Here is a 15,740-nt window from a genome sequence, read left to right on the forward strand (position 1 = left end):
TCTTGACAGGGTCAGACTAAAGAGAGGTCACCCCACAGGGAACCGGCGGGGTCGTACGGAGACCGCACTGTGACGGTTCTCCCTTCCCGGTACGGAAGGGAACCATTCCGCGTTCAGCGTGCGCGGGTGTCAGGCGGCGCGCTCAGCCGGTGACTTGATACGTCGCCGACGCCTGTTCGTACAGCCGGGTCACCTCGTCCATCTCGGCCTCCGGGCCGCGCATCTGCACGATGTGGTAGTGCCCGCCGGCGACGATCACGAGATTGCGGACGTACAGTTCCTGTCCCGCGGAGTTCTGCCAGGTGAACTGCCCCTCGGCCATGGTCCGTCCGCCGACGTCGATCCGCCGCATCCCGCTGGACGTCGCCCATGTCGAGTCGCGGAACGGCTGCAACTCGGCCTCCCGTTCGCGCTGGTACGTCAGCGGATCGCTGCCGTAGGTCGCGGTGCTGTCCCGGCCGGGTACGACGATGAGCTCGAAGTCACCGTGGGAGTAGACGACCTGGCCGCGCCCGTTCTTGGGCGAGCGGTCCCAGCCGTCGGCCACCGCGACCTGGAAGCCCGCGGAGTCCTTGCGGAGCGTGAAGCCCGCCGCGGCGCCCGGTGCGTTGCTCTGGGAGGTCGACGAACTGGCTTTCCCTGAAGGATTCTTGTCGCCGCCGGGAGAGGTCTGGTCCGGCCGCGGCTCGCTGCTCGCACTTCCGTCGGCGCCGGTGCCCGAGGAGTTCTCCGGTGCGGGGCTCAGCTGTCCGCCGGAGCCGGCCGGCCGGTCGTCGGCGCCGTTCGTCCGGTCGTTCTTCGGCATGAAGACCATCGCGTACGCGACCGCCGCGACCAGCAGAAGCAGGACCAGCAGGACCAGGTTGCGCCCGAGCCGTCGGGGCCGGTCCTGGCCGGCCCGGCTCGGCGCACGGACCGGGCGGTCGCTCCTGGCCCGTTTGTGGCGGGCGTGCGGGCTGGTCGCGGGCAGTCCGGAGCGGCGCCGGCGGACGAGTTCGCCCCTCCTGCGCACGATCGGGAGCCTGCTGGGATCGACCGGGGGCGCCGCCACGACGTGCGCGCCCGCCTCCGGCTCGGGCGCGGACCGTACCAGCGAGCGCAGCCAGCCGCGCAGCTCCTCGAAGTCGAGCCGCTCCGTGGGGTCCTGACGCAGCAGCGACTCCACGACGGGCCGCAGGGGCCCGCACTCCTCCGCGAACGCGGGCGGTTCGGCGCACACCAGTTGCACCAGCTCGGCGGTGTTCTCCTCCGGGTAGGGCGCGTGGCCCTGCACGGCCCGGAAGAGGAGGGCGCCCAGGGCCCACAGGTCGGTCGCGGGGCCGATCGGCGCCGCCAACTGCCAGTTCTCGTGGACCGGTCCGGCCTGCTCCGGCGCCCAGCGCTCGGTCACCGGGCCGACGACCGCCATCCGCGCCTGCCGGGCGCGCTCCGCGGCGAGTGCGGTGGCGGGTCCGCGGCGCGGCGGGGTACCGGCGACGAGCTCGTCCCAGCGGCCGTTCGGAGGCACGGGAACCGCGGACTGCTGCCGTCCGGGCACCGGGGCGGGCGCACCGCCGGGAAGTTCCGGGGCGACGCGGCCGTGTCCGGCGCCGCCGCCCGGGAGCGCCGTGCGCGCCTGGCCGCCGCCTTGGCCGAGGGCTTGCGCGGCGGGGTCTCCGGGGGTCCGACCGACGTCGTGGCCGTAGCCCCGGGTGACGCCGGGATCGATGCCCTGAGCGGGGACATGCCGGCCGACGCCCCGGCCCGCGTTGTGATCGTCTCCCTGGCCGACACCTGGAACGAAGCCCTGGCCGGTGCCCTCGCCGAAGCCCTGGCCGGTGCCGGCGTCGGCTTCTTGACCGGAGCCCTGGCCGGTGCCGGGGCCGGTACCTCGGCCGAAACCCTGGCCGGTGTCGGGGCCGAAGCCCTGACCGGGGTGGGGGCCGGTGCCTTCAGCCGGGTCGGAGCCGGTGCCTTGGATGAAGCCCCGGCCGGTGTTGTACTCGATCTCCCGGCTCGCGCCCTGACCGAAGCCCTGACCCGCGCCTTGACCGAAGCCCTGACCCGCACTCTGGCCGGGAGCCTGACCGGGCACGCTCTGGCCGGGGTTGTGGCCGGGAGCCTGGCCGGGGTTGTGGCCGGTTCGCCGGCCGGTGCTCTGGTCGATGTCCTGTCCCGGGCCCGGGGCGATGCTCTGGCCGGGGCCCACGGTGCCGGGGCGGGGCTGGGCGCCGTGCCAGGCCCTGGTGTGCGCCACGCCGTACGGGTCGGCGATCTGACCGGGCGGCGGGGTCTCCGGCCGCTGCTCCACGATGTGTCCGGACGCCTCGGCGGGCGGTGCGGAGGAGTCGGCCGGCGGGGCGGGGCGGGGCGCGGGCAGGGCGGCGGGGCCACCCCGCTGCTGTTCGTGCACGCGGGCGGCGGCGCGCGCTCCGGCGCGGTACGCGGCGATGGCTCCGGCCCGCGCCGCCCGGGCGTCGCCCCCGGTCTCCAGTGCCCGGCGGGCCAGGGCCGCGCTGCCCGCGGCCGGTGGTTCCCCCACGGGCGTCCCGTTCTCGGCGCGCGCCTCGATCGCGGCCCGCCGCGCGGCCTCCGCATCGATCCCTTCGGCGCCGGCGACCACGGCACCGAACGTGCCCCCGGGACTCGTGGCCCCCGGAGCTCCGGCCCCGACACCGCTCACGCCGCGCGAGGTGCCCACCCCGGGGCCCGTGCCGGAAGGCGCGCCCGGCGAACCGGCGTTCCACGCCGGCCCGGTGCCCGCACCGCCCTCACCCCCGGGAGCCCTCGAACCTCGGGGAACCGGCGGGACCTGCGCCACCTGTGACACCCGGGAAGTCCGCGTCCCACCGGGACCCGAGGCCCCCGGCGCCCCGGGCACCCCCGGCCCTCCGGGCGCGCCCTCCGCGCCCGCCGGACCCTCGAAGTCCCGTACCGGTACGGGGTCGTACCCGCACAGCGCCTCCTCCGCGGCCCCGGCCGCCAGCCCGGTCAGCATCACCCGGCCGTCGTCACAGACGAGTACCGTGCGCGCGGTGATGTTGCGGTGCACCCACCCGTGCGCGTGCAGCACCCGCAGCGCGGTGAGGACGTCGGCGGCGACCTCGGCCGCGCGGTAGGGGCTCAGTGGCTTCTCGGCGAGCAGCGCGGCCAGCGGCTTCGCGGGTACCAGTTCACTCACTATCCACAGTGAGCCGCCTTCGGCGAACACGTCGAAGACCTGGTCGAGCCGGGGGTGGTCGGGAATCTGGGCGGCGGCCTGCGCGGCCTCGATCGCCCGTCGCACCGCGGGTTCGGCCGGCCGGCGCGTGGTGCGCGCGGAGGCGCGGCGCACCCCGCCGTCCCGAGCCACGTACCCCTCGGGCAACCCGTCCGCGTCGAGCACCTCGGCCTCGACGACCTCCGGCAACGGCACCTGCCGGACCAGGACTTCCTGTCCGCTGTAGGTGTCGAAGGCGCGGCTCTCGGCGAACTCGTACTCGTCGGACGGCGGCAGCGGCAGGCGATAGCGGTCGGCCAGTACCCGACCCGCGTACTCGTCCACGATGCCTCCCCCGGCCGCCCGGTGGTCAATTCCGTTCGCCTTGCGTCCCGTTACGGCTTGGTACGGTCCGCAACCACTCACGATACGTGCCGGAGGCAACCCGCAATGTGAGGATGCGAGATGTCACCAGCCCGTGACCGAGCCCTACATCAGACACCCCGGGCGAACCGGCCCGAACCTCACGACTCGGGCTCGGGCCCGCGTCTCACGACTTCGGCTGGAACGTCTTCGTCAGCGTCTGCCAGGTGTCCTCGCGCAGATCGCTGTCCCAGGCGGAGGCCTTCGCCGTGTACATCAACGCATACCCCTGATGGGCGTTGACAACGAATCCGCGGTCGATCGACCGGTACTTCGTCCCACCGTCCTGGTAGGTGAACTCCCAGTCGGCGGTTTTCCAGCCGCGGTACTCCACCGCCTCTATGCGGATCTTCTGGTACTGCGAGCGCGTCATGTACCGCGCCTGGTTGTTCCAGTCCGCGACCGGGTCGTTCTTGGGCGTCGCCGTCCAGCCGACGAGCAGCTTCTGCCCGTCGGGGCCGGTGAAACGGGCGCCCGCGTCGTCCGTGGACCGGTACTTCCATCCCTTGGGCAGCCCGATCGTGAACCCCTGGCTTCCGTGGTACTTCGACTCCACGGTGGAGCCCGCGGAACCGGCCTCCTTGCCGTCGCCGCCCGAACCGCTGTCGTCGTCCGAGCCGCTCCCGTCTCCGGAGGCGCCCGCGCTGGGCGCGGCGCCCGAAGCGCTGCCCTCGTCCGACCCGGAGGAGCCGTCCTTCTTGTCGCCGTTGTCGGTGTGCGCGCCCTTGTTCGCGTCCTTGCCGCCACCGCCGGCGTTCGCCCCGCTCGACGCGGCCGACTTGGTGTCGTCGGTCTTGCCGCCCTTCGAGCCGCTGTCGTCACCGCCGCCGAGGGTGAGGGCCAGTACCGTCCCGATCACCACGAGCGCCAGGACCACCGCGATGATGACCAGGGTCCGCCGCGGCACCACATCGGTGAGCGGCGCCCTCGGCGCGGGCCGCGGCGGCCGCTCGGGCGCCACGGGCCATCCCGAACCCTGGGAACCCCCCGAGCCCGAGCCGCCCGCGGTCCCGCTCGATCCCGTCGAGCCGGCCGCCCCCACCACACGTGTCGAATCCGCCGAGCCGGCGGTGTCCTTCGCACCCGACCCGCCGACCGGGCCGGAGCTCAGCCCCACCGGCGCGCCGTCGCGGGCGCCCGGCTTGCGGGAGACGTCCGCAGCTCCGGTGCGCGGGCCCGGCGTGACCGTGCCCGACGTGCCCGCGCCGCCCGTCGCGGCCTTCCCGTCCGCCGGCTTCGACGGGGTCGCGGACGGCGGAGCCGTCGGCCCGGGAACCGTCGGCGTCTTCGGAGCGGTGCCCTCGGCGCCCACCGTGCCCGCGCCGGTGCCGGTGTCCGTGCCGGTCGTACCGGTGGACTTGGCGCGCGCCGTCGCCGCCGCGGTGGCCGCGCCGGCCGCCGAGGCGGCCTTCCGCACGGAACGCAGCGCGCCGCGGAACCGCTCGCCTGCCTCCTCGCCCCGCTTGGCGCCGGTGCCGCCCGAACTCCCCTTGCGGGAGTCCTCGTCCGGCAGCGGCGGCAACGACACGACCTTCGTCGCGTCCACCGGCTCCGGCACGGCCGCCCGGGGCTCGGGGGCGCGGATCACCTCGCTGAGCATCGCCCGCGCACGCTCGTTGTCGAGCCGCTGTTCGGGGTCCTTGGCCAGCAGGCCGTAGATCACGGTCTCCAGCGGACCCGCGTTCTTCGGCTGTTCCACCGGCTCGGTCATGACCGCGGTGAGCGTCGCGATCGCGGAGCCCCTGTCGTACGGCGGGACGCCCTCGACCGACGCGTACAGCAGGCCGCCCAGCGACCACAGGTCGGCCGCGGGGCCGGGCTTGTGACCGCGCGCCCGCTCGGGGGAGATGTAGGAGGGCGCGCCCACGAGCATGCCGGTCGAGGTGATCGACGGGTCGCCCTCGACCTGGGCGATGCCGAAGTCGGTCAGCACGACCCGGCCGTCGTCGGAGATCAGCACGTTCGACGGCTTCACGTCACGGTGCAGGATGCCCTCGCGGTGCGCCGACCGCAGTACGTCGAGTATCGCGAGCCCCACCTCGGCGGCGCGCTTGGGTGTGAGGAGGCCGTCCTCACGGATCACCTCGGCGAGCGACTTGCCCTCGACGAGTTCCATCACGATCCACGGCCTGTTGTCCTCGTCGACCACGTCGAAGACCGTCACCGCGCCGTTGTTGCGAATGCGCGCGATCGCCTTGGCCTCACGCAGGGTGCGCGTGATCAGCCGCCGCTTCTCGTCCTCGTCGATGCTCGACGGGAACCTCAGCTCCTTGACGGCGACCGTGCGGCCCAGCGTTTCGTCCTGGGCCCGCCAGACCGTGCCCATGCCGCCGCGGCCGAGAACATCCCCCAGCCGGTACCGCCCGGCGAGGAGACGTTCGCTCTTGTCCTGACGGGATGCTCCCGCCCGCTCCGCCTCCGACATGCGTCCCCTCATGCAACCCGCCCTGACAGAGCCTTCATTGTCCCTCACCCGACAAGCGCTCAGCGCCCAGGGTGCCCCTCGGGAGGGGTCCACCCGGTGCCGGGGCCGCGGCGTCCCGCATGGTGGACGGCGAGAAGCTAGGACCGCCGACGCCACCGCGCCGGACACCTCGGACACTCCTGGTCATACCACTGTCCCTGACGCTTGTGGTACTGGCATCGGCCGGTCTGTTCGGCCTGAACCCGTCCTTCTCGCCTTCCTTCGTCTCCCTGCCGTCGTCGGGTCCCTCGGGTCCCACGCCATCCCGTCCGGACGGTTCGAGGACAGTCCCGCTGTCCGCGCCGATTGACTGCCGGCGCCGGACGGGGAATCGCCCGTGCCGACCACTTCCGCGCGGGCAGCCTCACCGAGACGCTCGTCGCGACCGTGGTGCTGCAACTGGCCGCCGAACACCGGCTGTCGCTGTCCGGCTCCGTGGACGCTCATCTCCCGCGTCCGGTGCGCGGTATGTGCGCACCGAGGCCGATGTCGACGGCCGTCATGCCCTCACCTCCCGCGTGAGCACGGACAAGTTGCCCGATCCCGGTCCCGAACCCGCCCAGCTCTTCGCCGAGTTCCGCACCCGCACCCGCACCCGCACCCGTTAGAGCGGGCGGGACCCGAACAGAGATCCCGGATCACTGCACTCGTTCGGGTGATGCGCCGGAAACCGCAGGTCAGATGGGCACGATGTCCGGGGCACCGAGTCGCGCCGCGTCGGCCGTCAGGTCGTCCGGCTGGCGCTGGGACTCCCGCTCGGCCTCGACCCGCTTCTCGTAGTGCTCCACCTCGCGCTCGATCTGGTCCTTGTCCCAGCCGAGGACCGGCGCCATCAGCTCGGCGGCCTCGCGCGCGCTGCGCGTACCGCGGTCGAAGGTCTCGATCGAGATGCGGGTCCGCCGGGTCAGCACGTCGTCCAGGTGCCGGGCGCCCTCGTGCGAGGCGGCGTAGACGATCTCGGCCTTGAGATAGTCCTCCGCGGCCGGCAGCGGCTCCCCCAGCGCCGGGTCGGCGGCGATGAGGTCGAGGACCTCCTCGGCGAGCGCCCCGTAGCGGTTCAACAGGTGTTCCACACGGACCACATGGAGCCCGGTGCGCTGCGCTATGCGCGCCCGCGCGTTCCACAGGGCCCGGTACCCCTCGGCGCCGAGCAGCGGGGTGTCCTCGGTGACGCACTCGGCGACGCGCTGGTCGAGTCCGTGCACCGCCTCGTCGACCGCGTCCTTGGCCATCACCCGGTAGGTCGTGTACTTGCCGCCCGCCACGACCACGAGGCCCGGCACCGGATGGGCCACCGTGTGCTCGCGCGACAGCTTGCTGGTGGCGTCCGACTCGCCGGCGAGCAGCGGCCTCAGTCCCGCGTACACCCCTTGGACGTCGTCCCGGGTCAGCGGTACCGAGAGCACCGAGTTCACGTGCTCCAGCAGGTAGTCGATGTCCGCGCTGGACGCTGCCGGATGCGCCTTGTCGAGGTCCCAGTCGGTGTCCGTGGTGCCGATGATCCAGTGCCGCCCCCAGGGGATGACGAAGAGGACGGACTTCTCGGTGCGCAGGATCAGGCCGGTCGAGGAGTTGATCCGGTCCTTCGGCACGACCAGGTGGATGCCCTTGGAGGCGCGTACGTGGAACTGGCCCCTCTCGCCGACCATGGCCTGGGTGTCGTCGGTCCACACTCCCGTGGCGTTGACGACCTGCTTGGCGTGGATCGCGTACTCCCCGCCGCCCTCGACGTCCTGCACCCGGGCGCCGACCACGCGCTCGCCCTCGCGCAGGAAGCCGGTCACGCGGGCGCGGTTGGCGACCTTCGCCCCGTACGCCGCCGCCGTGCGCACCAGGGTCGCCACATAGCGGGCGTCGTCCATCTGCGCGTCGTAGTACTGCAACGCGCCCACCAGCGCGTCCTTCTTCAACGCGGGGGCGACGCGCAGGGCCTTGCCACGGGAGAGATGACGGTGGGTGGGCAGTCCGCGTCCGTGGCCGCTCGTCATCGACATGGCGTCGTACAGGGCGACGCCCGATCCCGCGTACAGCCGCTCCCAGCCCTTGTGCTGGAGGGGATAGAGGAAGGGCACGGGCTTCACCAGGTGCGGTGCGAGCCGCTCAAGGAGGAGCCCGCGCTCCTTCAGGGCTTCGCGCACCAGGGCGAAGTCGAGCATCTCCAGGTAGCGCAGGCCGCCGTGGATCAGCTTGCTGGACCTGCTCGACGTGCCCGATGCCCAGTCCCGGGCCTCGACCAGGCCGGTGGACAGGCCGCGTGTCACGGCGTCGAGCGCGGTGCCCGCACCGACCACGCCCGCGCCCACGACCAGCACATCCAGCTCGCGCTCGGCCATTCCCGCCAGGGACTCGGCACGCTCCGCCGGCCCCAGTTTCGCTGTCCTCACCGCTGCCTCCCGCTGTCTGTCGCGCTGGCCGCACCTGTCCGGCGACGCCCGGCTCACATGCCCCCTGCCCAAAGTCTGACCGTCTTGCCCTTCTTCGGCCACCACGCGCCCTCAGCCTGTGGACAACACTCGCGGAAACTCGCCCGATCAATCCCACAAATCGGTCATATTTACTCCTAGTCTGACATTGCGCTCGTCCATCCTGTCCACAGGACTTGCGCACCTGTCCCGCTTCGGTTACTGGGAAGGACGGCCCACGCCATGCCCGCAGATCTCGCCGTCATCGGACTCGGTCATCTCGGCCTGCCCCTGGCCCAGGCCGCCGTCGCCGCCGGCGTCTCCACGCTCGGCTACAAGACCGGGCCGGAAGGCGGCTCGCTCACCCCCGCCGAACTGCGCCGGATGCTCTCGGGGGGCTTCCGGCCGACCACCGACGCGGTCGAACTCGGCCGTGTCCGCACCGCCGTCATCTGCGCCCCGACCCCACCGGGCCCGGACGGCGCGCACGACCTGGCCCAGGTGGCCTCCGCCGCCCGCACCCTGGCCGCGCACCTGCGCCCGCACACCACGGTGATCCTGGAGTCGCCGGTGCATCCCGGGACCACGGACGACTTCCTTCGTCCCCTCCTCGAAGAGGGCTCCGGGCTGCGCGCGGGACGCGACTTCCACCTCGCCTACTCGCCCAGCCGGGTCGACCCCGGCAACCGCGACTTCACCCCGGCCAACACTCCCAAGATCATCGGGGGCCTCACCCCCGCCTGCACCGAGTCGGCCGCCGCCTTCTACGGACGCCTCACGGAAAAGGTCGTCCGCGCGCGGGGACCACGTGAGGCGGAGACGGTGCAGCTTCTGGAGACCAACTACCGGCACGTGAACATCGCCCTGGTCAACGAGATGGCCGTGCTCTGCCACGACCTGGGTGTGGACCTGTGGGACGTCATCCGCTGCGCCGAGACCAAGCCGTTCGGCTTCCAGGCGTTCCGGCCGGGCCCCGGCGTCGGCGGGCACGGCATCCCCCAGGACCTGACCGGCCGCGCGCCCCGCTCCCTGCGCATGGTCGAACTGGCCCAGCAGGTCAACAGCCACATGCCGCAGTACGTCATCCAGCGCGCCGCGGCCCTCCTCAACGAGCACGGGAAATCGGCGCGCGCCGCGCGCGTGCTCCTGCTCGGCGTCACCTACAAGGCCGATCTCGCCGACCAACAGGGCACGCCCGCCCACGAGATCGCCCTGCGTCTGATGGAACTCGGCGCGTCCGTCAGCTACCACGACCCGCTCGTCCCCGCCTGGAACGTCCTCGGCCACCCCGTCCCGCGCGCCGACTCCCTCTACGAGGCCGCCGCCGACGCCGACCTCACGATCCTGCTCCAGCAGCACCGGACGTACGACCTCCAGGGCCTGTCCGTGAAGGCCCAACTCCTCCTGGACACCCGCGGAGCGACTCCCACGGGAGCGGCCCACCGGCTCTGACCTCACCGAAATCCCCTGACCCGATGTCACAGCCGCCTGTTAGTGTGCGTCCGCTCTCGCACACATGTACGCCCGCGTCCCGGGCGCTCGCAGGTGTGCGCTCACATCCCTGGGGGGATCCACATGACTCAGTCGCCGCCGCCGTCCGGTCCACCGGTCGACAACCCGTACGCCGGCCAGAACCCGTACACCGACCAGCCTGCCTCCGCGCGGCCGGGTACCGTCCAGCCGCCCGCCCCGCAGGCGGTCTTCCCGCAGCAGGGCCTCCCGCAGCCCGGCTACCCGATGACGCCCGCCGCTCCGGCCGCCCCCGTGCGCAACAGCCTCGTTCTCGGCCTCGCGGCCGCCGCCGGCACCGCCGTGGTCGCCGCGGGCCTCTACGGCGTCGTCATCGGCCTCACCCGGCACGAGATCGGCTGGGCCGCCGTGGGCGTCGGCTTCCTGATCGGCCTCGTGGCGGGCCGGGTCGGCGGCCGCAACCCCGTCCTGCCGATCGCCGCCGTCCTCCTGTCCGCGGGCTCGGTCTACCTCGGCCAGATCGTGGGCGAGGGCGTCATCGGCGCCAAGGAAACCCCGTTCGGCTTCAACGAGCTGTTCTTCCAGCACTTCGACGTCCTTCAGGAAGCCTGGAAGGCCGACGCCGACCCCCTGACCTTCCTCTTCTTCGCGATCGCCGCCTATGTGGCGTTCTCCAGCACGCGGAAGGCGGGCCGGTAACCGTCAGGCACGCGCCAGGGGCCCGGACCGATGCCGGTCCGGGCCCCTCGCTCAGGCCGAGCGCGATGTCACCGCTTGTGCTGCGAGTCCGCGACCGTCACCTCGACGCGCTGGAACTCCTTGAGCTCGCTGTAGCCGGTGGTGGCCATGGCGCGGCGCAGGGCGCCGAAGATGTTCATGGAGCCGTCCGGGATGTGCGACGGGCCGGTGAGGATCTCCTCGATGGTGCCGACGGTGCCGAGGTCGACCTTCTTGCCGCGCGGCAGCTCCTCGTTGACCGCCTCCATGCCCCAGTGGTGGCCCTTGCCGGGCGCGTCCGTCGCACGGGCGAGCGGGGAGCCCATCATCACCGAGTCGGCGCCGCAGGCGATGGCCTTGGGGAGGTCGCCGGACCAGCCCACGCCACCGTCGGCGATCACGTGCACGTACCGGCCGCCGGACTCGTCCATGTAATCGCGGCGGGCCGCCGCCACGTCGGCGACGGCGGTGGCCATCGGGACCTGGATGCCCAGCACGTTGCGCGTGGTGTGCGCGGCGCCGCCGCCGAAGCCGACCAGGACACCCGCCGCGCCGGTGCGCATCAGGTGCAGGGCCGCGGTGTACGTGGCGCAGCCGCCGACGATGACGGGGACGTCCAGTTCGTAGATGAACTGCTTGAGGTTCAGCGGTTCGGCGGCGCCCGAGACGTGCTCCGCCGACACCGTCGTACCGCGGATGACGAAGATGTCCACACCCGCGTCGACCACGGCCTTGGAGAACTGCGCCGTGCGCTGCGGGGACAGCGCGGCGGCGGTGACGACTCCGGAGTCGCGCACCTCCTTGATGCGCTGCCCGATCAGCTCCTCCTTGATGGGAGCCGCGTAGATCTCCTGCAGACGACGGGTCGCGGTGTCCGCGTCCAGCCCGGCGATCTCGTCGAGCAGCGGCTGCGGGTCCTCGTACCTCGTCCACAGGCCTTCGAGGTTGAGGACGCCGAGGCCGCCCAGCTCGCCGATACGGATCGCGGTGGCCGGGGAGACGACCGAGTCCATCGGGGCGGCCAGGAACGGCAGCTCGAAGCGGTAGGCGTCGATCTGCCAGGCGATCGAGACCTCCTTCGGGTCTCGCGTACGGCGGCTCGGGACGACGGCGATGTCGTCGAAGGCGTACGCCCGGCGGCCGCGCTTGCCGCGCCCGATCTCGATCTCAGTCACGTGTGTGGCCTTTCCCTCTTCGGTTCTGCGCCTTCCAGTATCCCCGACGCCTACGACGAGAGCGGCCCCGGAACCTCCGGGACCGCCCTCGTTCGGGCTTCACGCACGCGTGGAGCTCTGTACGGCTGCTTGCTGACCGTTACTTGTTACGGCTGTAGTTCGGTGCCTCGACCGTCATCTGGATGTCGTGCGGGTGGCTCTCCTTGAGGCCCGCCGAGGTGATCCGGACGAACCGGCCGTTGTCCTGGAGCTCGGGAACGGTGCGCCCGCCGACGTAGAACATCGACTGGCGCAGGCCGCCGACCAGCTGGTGCACGACCGCGGACAGCGGGCCGCGGTAGGGCACCTGGCCCTCGATGCCCTCGGGCACCAGCTTCTCGTCGGAGGCGACGCCCTCCTGGAAGTAGCGGTCCTTGGAGAAGGAGCGCTGCTCGCCACGGGACTGCATGGCGCCCAGGGAGCCCATGCCGCGATACGACTTGAACTGCTTGCCGTTGATGAAGAGCAGCTCGCCCGGCGACTCCTCGCAGCCCGCCAGGAGCGAACCCAGCATCACCGTGTCGGCGCCTGCGACCAGGGCCTTGGCGATGTCGCCGGAGTACTGCAGGCCACCGTCGCCGATGACCGGGACACCGGCCGCCTTGGCGGCGAGGGAGGCTTCGTAGATCGCGGTGACCTGGGGTACGCCGATGCCGGCGACCACGCGGGTCGTGCAGATGGAGCCGGGGCCGACCCCGACCTTGATGCCGTCGACGCCCGCGTCGATGAGGGCCTGCGCACCGTCCCGGGTGGCGATGTTGCCGCCGATGACATCCACGCCCGCGGAGTTCGACTTGATCTTGGCGACCATGTCGCCGACCAGGCGGGAGTGGCCGTGCGCGGTGTCGACGACGATGAAGTCGACGCCCGCCTCGATGAGGGCCTGGGCGCGCTCGAAGGCGTCACCGGCCACGCCGACGGCCGCACCCACCAGCAGGCGGCCCTCGGCGTCCTTCGCGGCGTTCGGGTACTTCTCGGCCTTCACGAAGTCCTTGACCGTGATGAGGCCCTTGAGGACACCCGCGTCGTCGACCAGCGGAAGCTTCTCGATCTTGTGGCGGCGCAGCAGTTCCATGGCGTCGGTGCCGGAGATGCCGACCTTGCCGGTGACCAGCGGCATCGGCGTCATGACCTCGCGCACCTGGCGCGAACGGTCGGTCTCGAAGGCCATGTCACGGTTGGTGACGATGCCGAGGAGCTTGCCGCCTCCGTCGGTCACCGGCACGCCGGAGATGCGGAACTTGGCGCAGATCGCGTCGGCCTCGCCGAGCGTCGCGTCCGGGTGGACCGTGATCGGGTCGGTCACCATGCCGGACTCGGAGCGCTTCACCAGGTCGACCTGGTTGGCCTGGTCCTCGATGGACAGGTTGCGGTGCAGCACACCGACACCGCCCTGGCGGGCCATCGCAATGGCCATGCGGGACTCGGTCACCTTGTCCATGGCCGCGGAGAGCAGCGGGATGTTCACCCGCACGTTCTTCGAGATGTGCGAGGCGGTGTCGATCTCGTCGGGCGCCATGTCCGACGCGCCCGGCAGCAGCAGCACGTCGTCGTAGGTCAGCCCGAGTGTCGCGAATTTGGCGGGCACTCCGTCGACGTTGGCAGTCATGACACCTTCCCCAAATGGCCTTGATCGGTGCGGATGTCCATGCTAACGGGAAGCAGGGGTCTCCCATTCCACGGTTCGGAACGCCCTCGGGCTTCGTAGGTTCCTACGGGCGGGACGCCGCGGCCGTTCATCCGTCGGCCGGACAGGCTGGTCCCCCGGGGTTCGCCTTCCCGCCACCGTGGCGCCGTACGGCTCCCCGGGCGGCGTTTCTCCCGACGATGCCGCATTCCGCCGTGTCCGTTCTCACGTTTGCGGCAAGAAACCGGCGCCCTCGTGCCGGGGCACGGCGAGGCCGGACACCGAACACGGCGCGCGACATCGAGCACGCACCGCCGCACGGCGCGGCATCGGGCACGCGCCGACACCGACGCGTCAGCACGACGACGCGAGGCACGTCACGGAGCGCGCGCACACGCCCGCACCCGCTCTCACACCCGCGCCCTCGACCGCCCTCGCGCACGCCGGCACTCGGGCGCGCGCACCGGCGACCGCGCCTACTGCTCCGCCAGCGCCCGCAACCGGCTCAGCGCCCGGTGCTGGGCCACCCGGACCGCTCCCGGCGACATCCCCAGCATCTGGCCCGTCTCCTCGGCCGTGAGGCCCACCGCGATACGCAGCAGAAGCAGCTCGCGCTGGTTCTCGGGGAGATTGGCCATCAGCTTCTTGGCCCATTCGGCGTCACTGCTGAGCAGTGCACGCTCCTCGGGGCCGAGGGAGTCGTCGGGGCGCTCGGGCATCTCGTCCGAGGGAACCGCCGTCGACCCGGGATGGCGCATCGCGGCACGCTGCAGGTCGGCGACCTTGTGCGCGGCGATGGCGAAGACGAAGGCTTCGAAGGGCCGCCCGGTGTCCTTGTAGCGCGGCAGGGCGAGGAGCACCGCGACGCAGACCTCCTGCGCCAGGTCCTCCACGAAGTGCCGCGCGTCGCCCGGCAGCCGGGACAGACGCGTGCGGCAGTAGCGCAATGCCAGAGGGTGAACATGAGCGAGCAGGTCGTGTGTGGCCTGCTCGTCGCCGTCGACCGCGCGATGGACGAGCGCACCGATCACCGTCGTCTCGTCGTCACGCATCGGTCCATGGTGCCTTGGCGTCGTTCTGTCCGTGGCACCGCGTCCGTAGTTGTGCACCGAAGCGTTATGAGCAGGTGCGCCGGAACTCATCTCCTGCGCCCTCCCCTTCCGCTCGACCGACTTGTCCCCGAGGAACTCCACACCTCAAGGATGCGGCATCGGCGGCGAAACGAGCAGCGGGCACCCGGCGCGCCCCCTTGTCGGCCCCGCCCGCCACACGGCAGGCGGGGTGCGTCGTACCCCCGCGACGGCTCACCTAGCGGACCAGGCCCCACCGGAAACCGAGCGCCACGGCGTGCGCGCGGTCCGAGGCGCCGAGCTTCTTGAAGAGCCGCCGGGCGTGCGTCTTCACGGTGTCCTCGGAGAGGAACAGCTCGCGACCGATCTCCGCGTTGGAGCGGCCGTGGCTCATGCCCTCGAGGACCTGGATCTCGCGCGCGGTGAGCGTGGGCGCGGCACCCATCTCGGCCGAGCGCAGTCTGCGCGGGGCGAGCCGCCAGGTCGGGTCGGCGAGCGCCTGGGTCACAGTCGCGCGCAGCTCCGCCCGGGAGGCGTCCTTGTGCAGATAACCGCGGGCCCCGGCGGCGACGGCGAGCGCCACACCGTCCAGGTCCTCGGCCACGGTGAGCATGATGATGCGCGCACCGGGGTCGGCGGACAGCAGCCGCCGAACGGTCTCGACGCCGCCCAGACCGGGCATGCGTACGTCCATCAGAATCAGGTCCGAACGGTCGGCACCCCAGCGGCGGAGCACCTCTTCTCCGTTGGCCGCAGTCGTCACGCGCTCGACGCCGGGCACGGTCGCCACCGCACGGCGGAGCGCCTCTCGGGCAAGCGGGGAGTCGTCGCAGACGAGGACGGATGTCATGGCCGCCCTCCGCAGCTGATGCGCGTCACCTTGAGCCTCCAGGCTGGTACGAATCGTCACCTGTGCGGTCGACACTCGCCGACGGAAACTGCCGTCTGCCCGAGCGCTTGTTCCTTCAACCGCCTCCGCACTCTCAACGATGGTCACTCGAAAGAGTTACGGGGCAGCCGGTCATCTTCGGCACTCTACGTGAGGGCACGGACACGGTGCAGACATGCGCAACGGACCCTCAATCTTTCAACACAACCTATGCCCCATTCAGCCTGTTTTCTTCCCATTTACTGGTGTCTGCGGCTAGATTCGCAATGAGTCATATTTTCATCTC

10 protein-coding genes are annotated in these 15,740 nt (G+C 71.8%); 3 read left to right on the top strand and 7 right to left on the bottom strand.

Annotated elements, in window-relative coordinates; genetic code table 11:
* Positions 1-142: 142 nt before the first annotated feature.
* A complete protein-coding gene (locus OG199_RS18085) occupies positions 143-3,523 on the bottom strand; it encodes a protein kinase (protein ID WP_405830317.1) in 3,381 nt (1,126 codons plus the stop codon).
* Between the two features lie 205 nt (positions 3,524-3,728).
* Entirely contained in the window at positions 3,729-6,026 is a 2,298-nt protein-coding gene (locus tag OG199_RS18090; protein WP_405830319.1) for a serine/threonine-protein kinase, read from the bottom strand.
* 345 nt (positions 6,027-6,371) lie between these two features.
* Here OG199_RS18090 and OG199_RS18095 point away from each other — a divergent pair, with 345 nt between their 5' ends.
* Positions 6,372-6,587 (top strand): hypothetical protein, encoded by a 216-nt coding sequence (locus OG199_RS18095; RefSeq protein WP_405830321.1) that lies wholly within the window; start codon positions 6,372-6,374, stop codon positions 6,585-6,587.
* 155 nt (positions 6,588-6,742) lie between these two features.
* On the opposite strand, the gene OG199_RS18100 is transcribed toward OG199_RS18095, so the two are convergent.
* On the bottom strand, positions 6,743-8,449 hold the full coding sequence (locus tag OG199_RS18100; protein WP_356800734.1) for a glycerol-3-phosphate dehydrogenase/oxidase: 1,707 nt from the start codon (positions 8,447-8,449) through the stop codon (positions 6,743-6,745).
* Positions 8,450-8,710: 261 nt separating this feature from the next.
* On the opposite strand from OG199_RS18100, the gene OG199_RS18105 reads away from it, so the two are divergent.
* Both OG199_RS18105 and OG199_RS18110 read left to right on the top strand, forming a co-directional pair.
* Positions 8,711-9,919, top strand: a complete 1,209-nt coding sequence (locus OG199_RS18105) for a nucleotide sugar dehydrogenase (protein ID WP_405830323.1) — start codon at positions 8,711-8,713, stop codon at positions 9,917-9,919.
* A gap of 123 nt (positions 9,920-10,042) precedes the next feature.
* On the top strand, positions 10,043-10,636 hold the full coding sequence (locus OG199_RS18110) for a hypothetical protein (RefSeq protein WP_405830324.1): 594 nt from the start codon (positions 10,043-10,045) through the stop codon (positions 10,634-10,636).
* A 68-nt stretch (positions 10,637-10,704) separates the two neighbouring features.
* Here OG199_RS18110 and OG199_RS18115 read toward each other — a convergent pair whose 3' ends face one another.
* The 4 genes from OG199_RS18115 to OG199_RS18130 form a co-directional block, all read right to left on the bottom strand.
* Positions 10,705-11,829, bottom strand: coding sequence for a GuaB3 family IMP dehydrogenase-related protein (locus tag OG199_RS18115; protein WP_356800731.1), 1,125 nt, complete (start codon positions 11,827-11,829; stop codon positions 10,705-10,707).
* Positions 11,830-11,968: 139 nt separating this feature from the next.
* Positions 11,969-13,477, bottom strand: a complete 1,509-nt coding sequence (gene guaB / locus OG199_RS18120; RefSeq protein WP_168529729.1) for an IMP dehydrogenase — start codon at positions 13,475-13,477, stop codon at positions 11,969-11,971.
* Between the two features lie 494 nt (positions 13,478-13,971).
* Complete coding sequence (locus tag OG199_RS18125; RefSeq protein ID WP_148010063.1) at positions 13,972-14,547, bottom strand: sigma-70 family RNA polymerase sigma factor; 576 nt, start codon at positions 14,545-14,547, stop codon at positions 13,972-13,974.
* 256 nt (positions 14,548-14,803) lie between these two features.
* On the bottom strand, positions 14,804-15,415 hold the full coding sequence (locus tag OG199_RS18130) for a response regulator transcription factor (RefSeq protein WP_003948568.1): 612 nt from the start codon (positions 15,413-15,415) through the stop codon (positions 14,804-14,806).
* Positions 15,416-15,740 lie beyond the last annotated feature (325 nt).

The sequence above is a fragment of the Streptomyces sp. NBC_01176 genome (genome assembly GCF_045039825.1).
Lineage (GTDB): Bacteria > Actinomycetota > Actinomycetes > Streptomycetales > Streptomycetaceae > Streptomyces.

Coding starts and splice junctions, on each gene's coding strand:
- OG199_RS18090 (WP_405830319.1), bottom strand. CDS start 6,026: ATGTCGGAGGCGGAGCGGGCGGGAGCATCCCGTCAGGACAAGAGCGAA.
- OG199_RS18105 (WP_405830323.1), top strand. CDS start 8,711: ATGCCCGCAGATCTCGCCGTCATCGGACTCGGTCATCTCGGCCTGCCC.
- OG199_RS18110 (WP_405830324.1), top strand. CDS start 10,043: ATGACTCAGTCGCCGCCGCCGTCCGGTCCACCGGTCGACAACCCGTAC.
- guaB (WP_168529729.1), bottom strand. CDS start 13,477: ATGACTGCCAACGTCGACGGAGTGCCCGCCAAATTCGCGACACTCGGG.
- OG199_RS18125 (WP_148010063.1), bottom strand. CDS start 14,547: ATGCGTGACGACGAGACGACGGTGATCGGTGCGCTCGTCCATCGCGCG.
- OG199_RS18130 (WP_003948568.1), bottom strand. CDS start 15,415: ATGACATCCGTCCTCGTCTGCGACGACTCCCCGCTTGCCCGAGAGGCG.